A 14,608-nucleotide genomic window follows, 5' to 3' on the forward strand; every position below is an offset into this window, starting at 1 on the left:
GCTGGATTACTGATTTTTGTTCGAGTCTGGTATCGAAACTATGTGGAAAACACTGCATCAACTGGCGATCCCACCACGGCTGTATCAAATCTGTGGCTGGTTTATACCGTGGCTGGCAATTGCCAGTGTGGTCGTGCTTACCGTCGGCTGGATCTGGGGATTCGGCTTTGCTCCTGCTGATTATCAGCAGGGAAATAGCTACCGCATTATCTACCTGCATGTGCCTGCGGCGATCTGGTCGATGGGCATTTATGCATCAATGGCGGTGGCGGCGTTTATTGGCCTTGTCTGGCAGATGAAAATGGCTAACCTGGCGGTGGCGGCGATGGCTCCCATTGGTGCCGTGTTTACCTTTATTGCCCTGGTCACTGGCTCCGCATGGGGAAAACCGATGTGGGGCACCTGGTGGGTATGGGACGCACGCCTGACCTCTGAACTGGTGCTGCTGTTTCTGTATGTTGGTGTGATTGCCCTGTGGCACGCCTTCGACGACCGTCGTCTGGCGGGCCGTGCGGCAGGTATTCTGGTGCTGATTGGCGTGGTGAACCTGCCGATTATTCATTACTCCGTGGAGTGGTGGAACACCCTGCATCAGGGATCAACGCGGATGCAGCAAAGTATTGATCCGGCGATGCGTTCGCCGCTGCGCTGGTCGATTTTTGGTTTCCTGCTGCTGTCTGCCACGCTGACGCTGATGCGGATGCGTAATTTGATTTTGCTGATGGAAAAACGCCGTCCGTGGGTGAGTGAACTGATACTGAAAAGAGGCCGTAAATGACCCCTGCATTTGCTTCCTGGAATGAATTTTTCGCAATGGGCGGTTACGCCTTTTTTGTCTGGCTGGCGGTGGTGATGACCGTTATTCCGCTGGTGGTTTTGGTCGTGCACTCGGTGATGCAGCATCGCGCAATTCTGCGTGGCGTGGCGCAACAGCGGGCGCGTGAGGCGCGTTTACGTGCTGCGCAACAGCAGGAGGCTGCATGAATATTCGCCGTAAAAACCGTTTGTGGATTGCCTGTGCCGTGCTGGCGGGGCTGGCGCTGACTATCGGCCTGGTGTTGTATGCGCTGCGCTCGAATATCGATCTTTTTTATACGCCGGGGGAAATTCTCTACGGCAAGCGTGAAACTCAACAGATGCCGGAAGTCGGTCAGCGTCTGCGCGTTGGCGGGATGGTGATGCCGGGTAGTGTGCAGCGCGATCCCAATTCGCTGAAAGTAACGTTCACCATTTACGACGCTGAAGGTTCAGTAGATGTCTCTTACGAAGGCATTTTGCCGGATCTGTTCCGTGAAGGGCAGGGCGTAGTGGTGCAGGGCGAACTGGAAAAAGGTAATCATATCCTCGCGAAAGAAGTACTGGCGAAACACGATGAAAACTACACGCCGCCAGAAGTCGAGAAAGCGATGGAAGCTAATCACCGTCGCCCGGCGAGTGTTTATAAGGACCCAGCATCATGATGCCAGAAATTGGTAACGGACTGCTGTGCCTGGCGCTAGGAATTGCGCTGTTGCTGTCCGTGTATCCGCTATGGGGCGTGGCGCGCGGGGATGCGCGCATGATGGCTTCTTCGCGCTTGTTTGCATGGCTGCTATTTATGTCTGTGGCTGGCGCATTTCTGGTGCTGGTCAATGCTTTCGTGGTGAATGACTTTACTGTCACCTATGTTGCCAGCAACTCCAATACCCAGCTTCCGGTGTGGTATCGCGTAGCGGCAACCTGGGGTGCGCATGAAGGCTCGCTACTGCTGTGGGTGCTGCTGATGAGCGGCTGGACATTTGCGGTGGCGATTTTTAGTCAGCGTATTCCGCTGGATATTGTGGCCCGTGTACTGGCGATAATGGGGATGGTCAGTGTCGGCTTTTTGCTGTTCATTCTCTTTACCTCTAACCCGTTCTCACGCACGTTGCCGAACTTCCCGATTGAAGGGCGCGATCTTAACCCGCTGTTGCAGGATCCAGGGCTGATCTTCCATCCGCCTCTGCTCTATATGGGGTACGTTGGTTTCTCGGTGGCGTTTGCTTTTGCCATTGCTTCTTTGCTGAGTGGGCGTCTGGACAGCACTTACGCACGCTTTACCCGTCCGTGGACGCTGGCGGCGTGGATCTTCCTGACGCTCGGCATTGTGCTCGGTTCCGCATGGGCCTATTACGAACTCGGCTGGGGCGGCTGGTGGTTCTGGGATCCGGTAGAAAACGCCTCGTTTATGCCGTGGTTGGTGGGTACTGCGCTGATGCACTCGCTGGCGGTCACTGAACAGCGCGCCAGCTTCAAAGCGTGGACATTACTGCTGGCAATCAGTGCCTTCTCGTTGTGTCTGTTGGGGACTTTCCTCGTGCGTTCCGGCGTGCTGGTATCGGTACACGCGTTTGCGTCTGATCCGGCGCGCGGTATGTTTATCCTCGCCTTTATGGTGCTGGTGATTGGCGGTTCGCTGCTGCTGTTTGCCGCGCGTGGACACAAAGTTCGCTCACGCGTAAACAATGCGCTGTGGTCGCGGGAATCTTTGCTGTTAGCGAACAACGTTTTGCTGGTCGCCGCAATGCTGGTGGTGTTGCTGGGGACGCTGCTGCCGCTGGTGCATAAGCAACTTGGGCTGGGCAGTATTTCGATTGGTGAACCGTTCTTCAACACTATGTTTACCTGGCTGATGGTGCCGTTTGCGCTACTGCTTGGTGTCGGTCCACTGGTGCGCTGGGGGCGCGATCGCCCACGTAAAATCCGCAATTTATTGATTATCGCTTTCATCTCTACGCTGGTGTTGTCGCTGATAGTGCCGTGGCTGTTCGAAAGCAAAGTTGTGGCGATGACGGTGCTCGGCCTGGCAATGGCCTGCTGGATTGCAGTGCTGGCCATTGCGGAAGCTGCGCTGCGTATTTCACTCGGCACGAAAACCACCTTTAGTTATTGGGGCATGGTGGCGGCTCACCTGGGGCTGGCGGTAACAATTGTTGGTATTGCCTTTAGCCAGAACTATAGCGTTGAGCGTGATGTGCGCATGAAGTCCGGCGATAGCGTCGATATTCATGAATATCACTTCACCTTCCGTGATGTCAAAGAAGTGACTGGTCCGAACTGGCGCGGCGGTGTGGCGACTATCGGCGTAACGCGAGATGGCAAGCCGGAAACGGTGCTGTATGCGGAAAAACGTTATTACAACACAGCCGGGTCGATGATGACCGAAGCAGCGATTGACGGTGGCATCACGCGTGACCTGTACGCAGCGCTCGGTGAAGAGTTGGAAAACGGTGCGTGGGCTGTGCGCCTTTACTACAAACCGTTTGTTCGCTGGATCTGGGCGGGCGGGCTGATGATGGCGTTGGGCGGACTGCTGTGTCTGTTTGATCCTCGCTATCGTAAGCGCGTGAACCCGCAAAAAACTGCGCCGGAGGCTGTATGAAGCGCAAAGTATTGTTAATTCCTTTAATTATCTTCCTGGCGATTGCCGCGGCGTTGCTGTGGCAGCTGGCGCGTAATGCCGAAGGGGATGATCCGACCAATCTGGAATCGGCGCTCATTGGCAAGCCGGTGCCAAAGTTTCGCCTAGAATCGCTGGACAATCCTGGTCAGTTTTATCAGGCGGATGTGCTGACTCAGGGCAAACCAGTGCTGCTTAACGTCTGGGCGACCTGGTGTCCGACCTGCCGTGCGGAACATCAATATCTGAATCAGCTTTCTGCGCAGGGCATCCGAGTAGTCGGCATGAACTATAAAGACGATCGCCAGAAAGCGATCAGCTGGCTGAAAGAGTTGGGCAATCCTTACGCGTTAAGCCTGTTTGATGGTGACGGCATGTTAGGGCTGGATCTCGGTGTCTATGGTGCGCCAGAAACGTTCCTCATCGACGGCAACGGCATCATTCGCTATCGCCATGCGGGTGATCTCAATCCCCGCGTCTGGCAAGAAGAGATCAAGCCGCTGTGGGAGAAATACAGTAAGGAGGCCGCACAATGAGGTTTTTATTGGGCGTGCTGATGCTGATGATCTCCGGCTCAGCGCTGGCGACCATCGACGTGTTGCAGTTTAAAGATGAAGCACAGGAACAACAGTTTCGTCAGCTTACTGAAGAACTGCGCTGCCCGAAATGCCAGAATAACAGCATTGCCGATTCCAACTCGATGATTGCCACCGACCTGCGCCAGAAAGTGTACGAACTGATGCAGGAAGGTAAAAGTAAGAAAGAGATTGTCGATTATATGGTGGCGCGTTACGGCAACTTCGTCACTTACGACCCGCCGTTAACGCCGCTGACCGTTCTGCTGTGGGTGCTTCCGGTAGTGGCTATTGGCATTGGCGGTTGGGTCATTTACGCCCGTTCGCGGCGTCGGGTACGCGTGGTGCCGGAAGCGTTTCCTGAACAAAGCGTGCCGGAAGGTAAGCGTGCCGGATATGTTGTTTATCTGCCGGGTATTGTGGTGGCATTAATTGTGGCTGGCGTCAGCTACTACCAGACCGGCAATTATCAGCAGGTGAAAATTTGGCAGCAGGCCACGGCTCAGGCGCCGGCGTTATTGGACAGGGCGCTGGATCCGAAAGCTGAGCCGCTCAACGAAGAAGAGATGTCCCGCCTTGCGCTGGGGATGCGTACTCAACTGCAAAAAAATCCGGGAGATATAGAAGGCTGGATTATGTTGGGCCGCGTTGGCATGGCGCTGGGTAACGCCAGTATTGCCACCGATGCATACGCCACTGCGTATCGCCTCGATCCGAAGAACAGCGATGCTGCACTGGGATACGCTGAAGCGTTGACACGTTCATCTGATCCCAACGACAACCGCCTCGGTGGTGAACTGCTACGCCAGTTGGTGAGAACGGACCATAGCAATATCCGTGTGTTAAGCATGTATGCATTTAATGCCTTTGAGCAGCAGCGATTTGGCGAAGCCGTTGCCGCGTGGGAGATGATGTTGAAACTCTTACCTGCCAACGATACTCGCCGTGTGGTGATTGAACGTAGTATCGCGCAGGCGATGCAACACCTATCACCACAGGAGAGTAAATAAGAACAAGCCCGATGGTGATGCCATCGGGCCAGACTGATGGCAAAGTGCGCTTTGTTTATGCCAGATGCGGCGTAAACGCCTTATTCAGCCTACAAAATCGTGCGAACTCAATTCATTGCTCGATCCGCGTAGGCCTGATAAGCGTAGCGCATCGGGCAGTTTTGCGTTTGTCATCAATATCAGCCCGAGGGTAAATCCATCGGGCTATTTTTTTATTGTGCCCCACGTTGTTGCAGGAACAGAATGGTGGCCGCCACGCGTGAGCGGACATTGAGTTTACGCAGCAGATTACGGATATGGACTTTTACTGTCTGCTCGGAAATATTCAACACCGAGGCAATCTGTTTATTTGACAGTCCCTGTGCCAGCTCGTGCAGAACATCCAGCTCGCGCTCCGTCAGCACGCTGAAGGGATCTTCTTCCGCGCCAAACATTTCACGTTCACTTAAGTACTGATTGACGCGTTCGCTAAAGACTTTGCTGCCTTTCGCTCCGGCACGAATCGCTTCCAGCAACACTTCCGGGTCGCTGTCTTTCAACAGATAACCGTCTGCGCCTGCGTCTATCAGCGCAAAGACATCGCTGGAGGCATCTGATACGGTCAGGATAATAATTTGCGCGGTAACGCCATCCCTGCGCAAGGCATTGAGGGTATCCAGGCCACTCATACCTTTCATATTGAGATCCAGCAAGATCACGTCGATATCCAGTCTATTCGCCAGATCGATAGCACTCGCGCCGTCGCCCGCTTCGGCGACCACTTCAAAGCCAGGATCAAGCTCCAGTAACTGACGAACACCGCGTCGCATAAGTGGATGATCATCCACAATCATCACCTGAAAAGGCGTTGCTTCAGGCATAGTAGTCTCCTGAGGTTTTATTAGAATCATTATGTTTGAGCGTAGCGTTGGAAACGCTACCAGGCGCGTGAATGTTACCCCATTTTATGTATGGACATGTAGTGAAAAGTACAGCTCAGTAGTTCACCCTCGCATCATTTTCATTATAAAGACGGAATTTTGCATCAGCTTCTCATCAAGAAAAACAACTAAAAAATCAATCACAATACTTGTGCATTTCTTTAAACAGTTTTTAAAAACTCACTCCGGGTATGGCGCTATGGGTATTTTCTTTACCCAATGCTTTTAACAGCAATTAATTTCATAGGATGAAAGATTAATGCATCACTCTGGTTCTGTTTCTCTTTGTCGTTCCGCAATATCTGTTCTGGTGGCTACAGCGTTATATTCACCCATAGCATTGGCATCAACTGTTGAGTATGGTGAGACAGTTGATGGTGTTGTCCTGGAAAAAGATATCCAGCTGGTTTATGGGACCGCCAATAATACGAAAATCAATCCTGGCGGAGAACAGCATATAAAAGAATTTGGTGTAAGTAGTAATACTGAAATTAACGGAGGGTATCAGTACATTGAAATGAATGGCACCGCAGAATACTCCGTATTAAATGATGGTTATCAAATTGTTCAAATGGGTGGCGCGGCAAACCAGACTACCCTCAATAATGGTGTGCTACAGGTTTATGGTGCAGCGAATGATCCCACGATTAAAGGCGGGCGCTTAATCGTTGAAACCGAAGGCATTGCCATCTTCGCCGTTATCGAAAAGGGAGGACTACTGGAGATTAAAGATGGCGGATTGGCATTTGCGGTAGATCAGAAAGCAGGCGGTGCGATTAAAACAACCACGCGGGCCATGGAGGTATTCGGAACAAACCGTCTCGGTCAGTTTGATATCAAAGATGGGGTTGCTAACAATATGCTGTTGGAAAACGGCGGAAGTTTGCGGGTTGAAGAGAATGACTTCGCTTATAATACCACTGTGGATAGTGGTGGTTTACTGGAGGTTATGGATGGCGGGACTGCAACTGGCGTTGACAAAAAAGCAGGCGGAAAATTAATTGTTTCAACGAATGCGCTGGAAGTGAGTGGTACAAACAGTAAAGGCCAATTTAGTATAAAAGATGGTGTGTCAAAAAATTATGAACTGGATGATGGTTCCGGGCTAATTGTTATGGAGGGCACTCAGGCAATTGACACTATCCTTGATGAGCATGCAACCATGCAATCGTTGGGAAGAGATACTGGTACGAGAGTGCAGGCACATGCAGTTTATGATCTTGGTCGGTCAGTGCAGAATGGAAGCATAAAATATTCCTCAAATGCCATATCTGAAAATATGGTTATCGATAATGGTCGCGCTAATGTCTGGACTGGCACAATGGTTAACGTAACAGTCAGAGGAAATGAGGGCATTATTGATGCAATGGCGCTGGAATTAAATTTTTATACACCGGCTACATTTTTAGGTGACGTGGTGGTTTCTGATGGTGCATCTTTAAGAACGCATGGCGCAGTGGATACCAGTAAAGCAGATGTTTCTATCGAAGAGAGTTTTTGGGCTATTATTGCCGATATCAATAATATAAACCAAAACACCCATCTCAATTTAGCAAACCTGGTGATGTCAGACGGAACTGTCGTTATGATGACTGAGCCAGCAACTCGCTCAACCGTGACGGCAAGTGCGGAAAATTTCACTACGTTGACCACTAATACCCTGTCGGGAAACGGCAATTTTTATATGCGTACCGATATGGCTAATCATCAGAGCGATCAGCTCAACGTGACCGGTCAGGCAACAGGTGATTTCAAAATATTTGTGACGGACACGGGGGCCAGCCCGGCAGCAGGTGATAGCCTTACACTGGTAACAACGGGCGGCGGTGATGCTGCATTTACCTTGGGCAATGCCGGAGGCGTTGTTGATATCGGTACGTATGAATATATCTTGCAAGATAATGGCAACCATAGCTGGAGTCTGGCAGAGAATCGCACGCAAATAACTCCTTCAACCACTGATGTGTTGAATATGGCGGCAGCACAACCGCTGGTATTTGATGCAGAACTGGATACCGTACGTGAGCGTCTTGGTAGCGTAAAAGGCGTTAATTACGATACGGCGATGTGGAGTTCGGCAATTAACACCCGCAACAACGTAACCACTGATGCGGGAGCTGGCTTTGAGCAAACATTGACGGGGCTGACGCTCGGTATCGATAGCCGTTTCTCCCGTGAAGAAAGCAGTACAATTCGCGGCTTGTTCTTTGGTTACTCTCATTCTGATATTGGTTTTGATCGCGGCGGCAAAGGCAATGTCGATAGCTATACCCTGGGTGCTTATGCCGGTTGGGAGCATCAAAACGGTGCCTATGTTGACGGGGTGGTGAAAGTTGACCGTTTTGCCAACACCATCCATGGCAAGATGAGTAATGGGGCAACAGCGTTTGGCGATTACAATAGTAACGGCGCGGGTGCTCATGTCGAGAGCGGGTTCCGTTGGGTTGACGGATTGTGGAGTGTTAGACCTTATCTGGCCTTTACCGGCTTTACCACAGATGGTCAGGACTACACGTTATCAAACGGCATGCGCGCGGATGTGGGAAATACCCGCATATTACGCGCTGAAGCGGGAACGGCGGTAAGCTATCACATGGACCTGCAAAACGGTACGACGCTGGAACCCTGGCTGAAAGCCGCCGTGCGTCAGGAATACGCCGATTCTAACCAAGTGAAAGTTAATGACGACGGCAAATTTAATAATGACGTGGCTGGAACCCGTGGCGTTTATCAGGCTGGGATAAGGTCATCGTTTACCCCGACGTTAAGCGGTCATTTGTCAGTCAGCTATGGCAATGGCGCGGGGGTAGAATCACCGTGGAATACCCAGGCGGGTGTGGTCTGGACGTTCTGATAACAGAAAATAAACAGGCCGTAATGTGTCGCGGTCTGTTTATCAAATTAATCGCAGATATAAAAAACCAACCGCAATAGGTTGGTTTTCTTGGGATTTTTGGTCGGCACGAGAGGATTTGAACCTCCGACCCCCGACACCCCATGACGGTGCGCTACCAGGCTGCGCTACGTGCCGACTCGTGGCTGCTAATACTACCGTTTTCCACAACGAATGCAAGTAAGATATTTCGCTAACTGATTTATAATTAATCAGTTAGCGATAAAACGCTTCTCGTCTGTCAGTACTTGTAATAACAAACTTAACTGTGGTTTTTCATCTTTCACTCTTTCACCACGTAAGTTGTAAGTACGGTATTTACCGTTATTGTTCAGCACCAGCGTCTTTTTCGGGGTGGTAATTGCCAGCGTATCGTTATCCGCGGCGGTAACCCAGTAATGACGGCGTTGAGGGTTGAACAAATCCTGACCTTGCGAATATTCGCTGGCAGGTGTGCTGACATGTAGCAGGCGTTGCATCAGTGTCGTCATCAGATCGGTATGATCGGTCAGGGCATTAATACGCTGCGCCGGTGTGCCGGGCCAGTGAATCACTAATGGCACCTGAAGATGACCGTGGGACCAGTCAAAGGTTTCTTCCCCTTCGTTCAGCGGAATACCCCGACCGGCAGTGATAATCACTACCGTATTGTCCAGTTTGCCGGAATCACGCAGCGCATTTAGCACGCGGTTGATCTGGTCATCAACATTGCCTGCCGCCCGGCTATATTTCCGTGCAAATGCCTGCTGATTGCTGTCGTCAATGTTAGTGCCATTGAAAGAGACCCACGAGAACCAGCGGTTATCTTCTTGTGCGTAGCGGCCCAGCCAGTTGATCCACTGCGTGGCGGTCTGCTCGTCGGATTGGGTACGTACGCTCGGCATCGAGAAATCTGACAACAATGCCTGGCGATACAGCGGGCTGGTAAAGCCATCTGACGAGAATAACCCCAGCTGATAGCCTTGCTGGTTAAGCGCAGTAATTAACGCCGCAGGCGTACGGGTCGAAAGAATGCCGTCCATATAGCTTGGCGAGATGCCATAGAACAGGCCAAAGATGCCGTTGTCTGTAGTGTTGCCGGAACTCATATGACGTGTGAACGAAATATTTTGCTCAGCAAAACCTGCCAGTGCAGGCATCTGTTTCTCGAAGCGTGAGTAATTCAGGCCATCGACAGTGATCAACAGCACATTCTGCCCGGTGCCCATATCGCGATAGCGCAGCTCGCTTAACGGATACTGAACGGAAACAGCGTCTGGGTTACCTTGCTCAATGAGACGGCGTTGATACTCCTGCGCATCAAGCAGACCATGCTTCTCAAGAAAACGTCGCGCCGTCATCGGGTACGAAAGCGGCAGGTTAGCGCGCTGCATGGTGATCGGGCGATAGAAGTTGGCATCGGCCCAGATATACACCACATGCGAGGCAATAAAAGCGATAAATAAGAATGCGGCCAGCGGGCGCGCGAAGCGCCGACGACGCGTCAGGCTGCGTAGCTTTTGCCAGCTCCACGTCGCAAACACCAGTTCAAGCAATAAAATAACCGGCACGCTAATGAACATCAGCTGCCAGTCGCGCGCCATCTCATTTTCGTCTGGGTTGATAACCAACTGCCAGACGATGGGATTAAGATGGAGATGGAAACGAGTAAAGACTTCGCTATCGATCAGTAATAGCGTCATTCCCGCCGTTGCTAAAATGACGGACAAAAACCTCATCAGCCTCTGGGAGCCGACGATAAAAGTCAGCGGGAAGAGGATCAGCAAGTAGGTGGCGAACACCAGGAAGCTGAAATGGCCGATAATGCTTACGTAGGAATAAATGCGACCAGCAAGCGTTGTCGGCCAGTCGGCGATAAACAGGTAACGGCTGCCAATGACGAGCGAAAGCAGAATATTGAACAGTGCAAACCAGTGCCCCCAACTGACCATCTGGGAGACTTTTTCACGGTAGCGCTGACGATGAGTTACCATAACCTGTTATCTGTTTCCCTTAGTGCGCTTTGTCTTCGTTGATAGAGGACTGTAAGGCGCGGGCAAAAGAGTTGGCAATAGCCTGGCGTTGGGCCGGGGCAATGCTGGTGTTGATAAGGTTAGTGACCATGTTGCCTAACACCATCAGGGAAAGGTCGGTCGGAGCCTTATGTTTTTCCAGTACGTTGAGCAGCTCTGCGAGCAATTGTTCAACCTGTTCATCACTGTAGCGGGAAATTTGTGGCATAAATCGAAATCAGTTAGTTGATGAAAGGGCAACATATTACCGTAGCAACGGTTTTTTTTCTGCTTTTTTATGCGTTAAATCATTCTCGTTACGCCGCCTTCTGTAAAATGACCGCCATCTTTTATTGCGTCGCTTAACCGGCGGTGGTTGAATACCGCCCGGTCTTAAAGGAGAGTTTATCATGAGTCTGGATATCAACCAGATTGCTCTGCACCAGCTTATCAAGCGTGATGAACAGAACCTTGAGCTGGTGTTGCGCGATTCATTGCTGGAACCGACGGAAACCGTCGTTGAGATGGTGGCAGAACTGCATCGGGTCTATAGCGCCAAAAATAAAGCTTACGGCTTGTTCAGCGAAGAGAGTGAACTGGCGCAGACGCTGCGCTTACAGCGTCAGGGCGAAGAGGACTTTCTGGCATTTAGCCGCGCGGCAACCGGTCGCCTGCGTGACGAATTAGCGAAATATCCTTTTGCTGACGGTGGATTCGTGCTGTTTTGCCACTATCGCTATCTGGCGGTGGAGTATCTGCTGGTGGCAGTTCTGAGCAACCTGAGCAGTATGCGTGTTAACGAAAATCTCGACATCAACCCAACCCATTATCTTGATATCAATCATGCGGATATTGTTGCGCGTATCGATTTAACCGAGTGGGAAACCAATCCAGAGTCGACCCGCTATCTCACTTTCCTGAAAGGGCGAGTAGGGCGCAAAGTGGCGGATTTCTTTATGGATTTCCTCGGTGCCAGCGAAGGGTTAAACGCGAAAGCGCAAAACCGTGGGCTGTTGCAAGCGGTCGATGATTTCACTGCCGAAGCACAACTGGATAAAGCAGAGCGACAGAACGTGCGCCAGCAGGTTTATAGCTACTGTAATGAGCAGCTGCAGGCAGGTGAAGAGATTGAACTGGAATCGCTGTCGAAAGAGCTGGCAGGCGTCAGCGAAGTGAGCTTCACGGAGTTTGCGGCTGAAAAAGGCTACGAACTTGAAGAGAGCTTCCCGGCAGACCGTAGCACGTTGCGTCAGTTGACGAAGTTTGCCGGTAGCGGTGGTGGCTTGACCATTAACTTTGATGCGATGCTGTTAGGTGAGCGCATTTTCTGGGACCCGGCGACCGATACCCTGACCATTAAAGGCACGCCGCCGAACTTGCGCGATCAATTGCAGCGCCGGACGTCTGGCGGCAATTAATCGGTTTGGTGTTATGAATGCCAGATGCGGCGTGAACGCCTTATCTGGCCTACAAAAAATAGCAATACCGTAATCAGGCATAATTTGCAGATACAAAAAACCCCGCCGGAGCGGGGTTTTTTTTACAACTTATTCAGCGATTAAGCGCGAACGAAGTCGATGTGCAGCAGCTTAGGTTTGTACGGGTGGCGCTGTACGTCCTGAGCTTTAACTTTGATTTCTTTACCGTCAACAACGATGGTCAGAACTTCGCTGTAGAATTCAGCTTTAACTTGCATGTTCATGACTTTGTCGTGATCCAGAGCAACAGCCAGCGGCGCTTCGTTGCCACCGTAGATGATTGCCGGGAATTTGTTAGCGGTACGCAGGCGGCGGCTCGCACCCTTACCCTGCTCGTTACGTACTTCTGCGTTGATAGTAAACATTTCTTTCTCTCTTAAATTAATCCTGCTACAGGCGACCCAGCAACAGGCAAATGATCTGCTTTGCGTATGCAAAAGCGGGCGAGATTCTATACTCAATCGCCTTGCACATCAATTAAAACTACCATTAACCGCGTAATTCGTGCGCCCGACGAAAACGACCTTCGTAATCAAACACTTTTTCACGCACTTGCCAGTACTGGCCTTTCATTCGTGCGACGACGAAATCCGGATGGCGCAGCAACGCTTGTTGGGCGAGGATATCGGCAGCGGTGATCCAGCGCAGAGGGATGCCCGGTGTGCGCGTATGCGGGCGGATAAAAAGCTGCTCGAAGGCGGTACGCTGGGCAGGTGTTTGCAGACGGAAACGCTCACTCACATCCGCGCCGTCTTCATCGTAATAGGTGATTTTCAACCATTCGCCTTTCTCGTCGTGCCCATGTTGCAAAGACATGCCGCTACAGCGTAATACCAGCGCGTCTTTCAGTCGTAGCGCCGCTTTTAACATGTCGTCTGGATCAACCAGTATGGTGTCACATTCGCGGCAGCGGCGGGCGGCAATATCATTTTCTGCGTTACATTGCGGGCAATTTTTAAAACGGAAACGGAAGTCACACTGTTCTCGATGACCGTCGTCATCATCAAACCATCCCTGACAACGACGACCAAAGTGTTCAATCAATGTCCCATCAGCGGTCGTTTTCCCCCAAAAGGTGTTGGCAAAACCGCAGGCAGGGCAGAAAACCTGTACCGGAACGTTGTCACTTTTGCCTTTCGGTGTACCGACCTCCGGCGCGTAGAGATCGTGAGGATTACCCGCATAATCAAGAATTAAGCAATCAGTCTTGCCTGGAGCCAGACGCAGACCGCGCCCGACAATTTGTTGGTAAAGACTCACCGATTCGGTAGGGCGCAGAATAGCAATAAGATCGACGTGCGGGGCGTCAAATCCGGTGGTCAGTACCGCGACGTTGACCAGATAGCGAAAACGCTGGGCTTTAAAATCTTCAATTAATACATCGCGTTCAGCGCCGGGCGTGTCGCCGGTAATAAGTGCTGCATCCTCAGCGGGCAGCAAGCCGACAATCTCTTTTGCGTGTTCGACTGTCGCAGCGAAAATCATCACCCCTTTGCGCGTTGCGGCGAACTCCATAATCTGGCTGATGATGTGCGGGGTAATACGTTGCTGTTTTTTCAGCTCACGGTTGAGATCGGCTTCGCTGAACAGCCCGTTACTCTGTGCCTGCAATCGGCTGAAATCGTATTGCACTACTGGCATATCCAGTCGTTCTGGCGGCGTCAGATAGCCGTGTTTAATCATATAACGCAGCGGCAGCTCATAAATACAGTCGCGGAAAAGGGCTTTCTCATCGCCGCGTACCATGCCGTGATAATGAAACTGATAAATCCAGCCTTTGCCCAACCGAAAAGGCGTGGCAGTCAGCCCTAACAGGCGTAAGCGGGGATTCACTTTTGTCAGGTGAGTGAGGATTTGCTGATACTGGCTCTCTTCATCGTCACCAATACGATGGCATTCATCGACAATCAACAGTGAAAATTCACCCTGAAAGGCATCAAGGTTACGGGCGACCGATTGCACGCTGCCAAATACTACTTTACCGTGGCTCTCTTTACGCTTTAGCCCAGCGGCAAAGATATCGGCTTCCAGTCCCAGCGCCTGATATTTTGCATGGTTTTGCGCCACCAGCTCTTTAACGTGTGCCAGCACCAGCACGCGACCACGCGCCAGCCGCGCCAGTTCCGCTATCACCAGGCTTTTACCGGCACCGGTGGGCAGCACGATAACGGCAGGGGTTTTATGACGACGAAAATGGTTGAGCGTGGCATCCACGGCCTCTTGCTGATATGGACGGAGTGTAAAAATCATGGTCTCGCGTAGGTAGATTATTCTGCTAATAGTATGCCACGGATCTTTTTCCCTTGAGGGAAGTTATTAGACC

Annotated in this window: 13 protein-coding genes and 1 tRNA gene; 8 read left to right on the forward strand and 6 right to left on the reverse strand. The window is 51.4% G+C overall.

Going from position 1 to position 14,608, the window contains the following annotated elements; genetic code table 11:
- The first annotated feature begins 40 nt into the window (after positions 1-40).
- The 6 genes from ccmC to ccmH are packed head-to-tail and all read left to right on the forward strand — an operon-like array spanning position 41 to position 5,003.
- Positions 41-778 carry a heme exporter protein CcmC gene (ccmC, locus tag AACU19_RS01910; RefSeq protein ID WP_001295447.1) on the forward strand — a complete coding sequence of 246 codons (738 nt, stop codon included), beginning with the start codon at positions 41-43 and terminating at the stop codon, positions 776-778.
- Positions 775-984 (forward strand): heme exporter protein CcmD, encoded by a 210-nt coding sequence (gene ccmD, locus AACU19_RS01915; RefSeq protein ID WP_000186540.1) that lies wholly within the window; start codon positions 775-777, stop codon positions 982-984. Before ccmC ends, ccmD begins: the two co-directional genes overlap by 4 nt.
- Entirely contained in the window at positions 981-1,460 is a 480-nt protein-coding gene (gene ccmE, locus AACU19_RS01920; protein ID WP_001026418.1) for a cytochrome c maturation protein CcmE, read from the forward strand. Before ccmD ends, ccmE begins: the two co-directional genes overlap by 4 nt.
- Positions 1,457-3,400, forward strand: coding sequence for a cytochrome c-type biogenesis heme lyase CcmF (gene ccmF / locus AACU19_RS01925; protein ID WP_105278008.1), 1,944 nt, complete (start codon positions 1,457-1,459; stop codon positions 3,398-3,400). The genes ccmE and ccmF overlap by 4 nt, the downstream gene beginning before the upstream one ends.
- Complete coding sequence (gene dsbE, locus AACU19_RS01930; RefSeq protein ID WP_000824445.1) at positions 3,397-3,954, forward strand: thiol:disulfide interchange protein DsbE; 558 nt, start codon at positions 3,397-3,399, stop codon at positions 3,952-3,954. Before ccmF ends, dsbE begins: the two co-directional genes overlap by 4 nt.
- Complete coding sequence (ccmH, locus tag AACU19_RS01935; protein ID WP_105278009.1) at positions 3,951-5,003, forward strand: cytochrome c-type biogenesis thiol:disulfide oxidoreductase CcmH; 1,053 nt, start codon at positions 3,951-3,953, stop codon at positions 5,001-5,003. The genes dsbE and ccmH overlap by 4 nt, the downstream gene beginning before the upstream one ends.
- 212 nt (positions 5,004-5,215) lie before the next feature.
- Here ccmH and narP read toward each other — a convergent pair whose 3' ends face one another.
- The gene (gene narP, locus AACU19_RS01940; protein ID WP_105278010.1) at positions 5,216-5,863 is read right to left on the reverse strand and encodes a nitrate/nitrite response regulator protein NarP; all 648 of its coding nucleotides are present in this window, start codon (positions 5,861-5,863) and stop codon (positions 5,216-5,218) included.
- A 319-nt stretch (positions 5,864-6,182) separates the two neighbouring features.
- Here narP and yejO point away from each other — a divergent pair, with 319 nt between their 5' ends.
- Positions 6,183-8,777, forward strand: coding sequence for an autotransporter YejO (yejO, locus tag AACU19_RS01945; RefSeq protein ID WP_123057619.1), 2,595 nt, complete (start codon positions 6,183-6,185; stop codon positions 8,775-8,777).
- Between the two features lie 100 nt (positions 8,778-8,877).
- On the opposite strand, the gene AACU19_RS01950 is transcribed toward yejO, so the two are convergent.
- The 3 genes from AACU19_RS01950 to AACU19_RS01960 form a co-directional block, all read right to left on the reverse strand.
- Positions 8,878-8,954: transfer RNA gene (locus tag AACU19_RS01950), tRNA-Pro, on the reverse strand.
- A gap of 74 nt (positions 8,955-9,028) precedes the next feature.
- Complete coding sequence (gene yejM, locus AACU19_RS01955) at positions 9,029-10,789, reverse strand: LPS biosynthesis-modulating metalloenzyme YejM (protein WP_105278012.1); 1,761 nt, start codon at positions 10,787-10,789, stop codon at positions 9,029-9,031.
- Between the two features lie 19 nt (positions 10,790-10,808).
- On the reverse strand, positions 10,809-11,036 hold the full coding sequence (locus tag AACU19_RS01960) for a YejL family protein (protein ID WP_001135667.1): 228 nt from the start codon (positions 11,034-11,036) through the stop codon (positions 10,809-10,811).
- A 181-nt stretch (positions 11,037-11,217) separates the two neighbouring features.
- On the opposite strand from AACU19_RS01960, the gene yejK reads away from it, so the two are divergent.
- On the forward strand, positions 11,218-12,225 hold the full coding sequence (yejK, locus tag AACU19_RS01965; RefSeq protein ID WP_000050789.1) for a nucleoid-associated protein YejK: 1,008 nt from the start codon (positions 11,218-11,220) through the stop codon (positions 12,223-12,225).
- Between the two features lie 140 nt (positions 12,226-12,365).
- Here the strand turns inward: yejK and rplY are convergent, their stop codons facing one another.
- Positions 12,366-12,650: a 50S ribosomal protein L25 gene (rplY, locus tag AACU19_RS01970; RefSeq protein ID WP_000494197.1), complete on the reverse strand. Its 285-nt coding sequence runs from the start codon at positions 12,648-12,650 to the stop codon at positions 12,366-12,368.
- Between the two features lie 124 nt (positions 12,651-12,774).
- Positions 12,775-14,535 (reverse strand): DEAD/DEAH box helicase, encoded by a 1,761-nt coding sequence (locus AACU19_RS01975; protein WP_000578095.1) that lies wholly within the window; start codon positions 14,533-14,535, stop codon positions 12,775-12,777.
- Between the last annotated feature and the right edge of the window lie 73 nt (positions 14,536-14,608).

It is taken from the genome of Escherichia sp. MOD1-EC4550 (assembly GCF_963876935.1).
Classification (GTDB): Bacteria; Pseudomonadota; Gammaproteobacteria; order Enterobacterales; family Enterobacteriaceae; genus Escherichia; species Escherichia coli_F.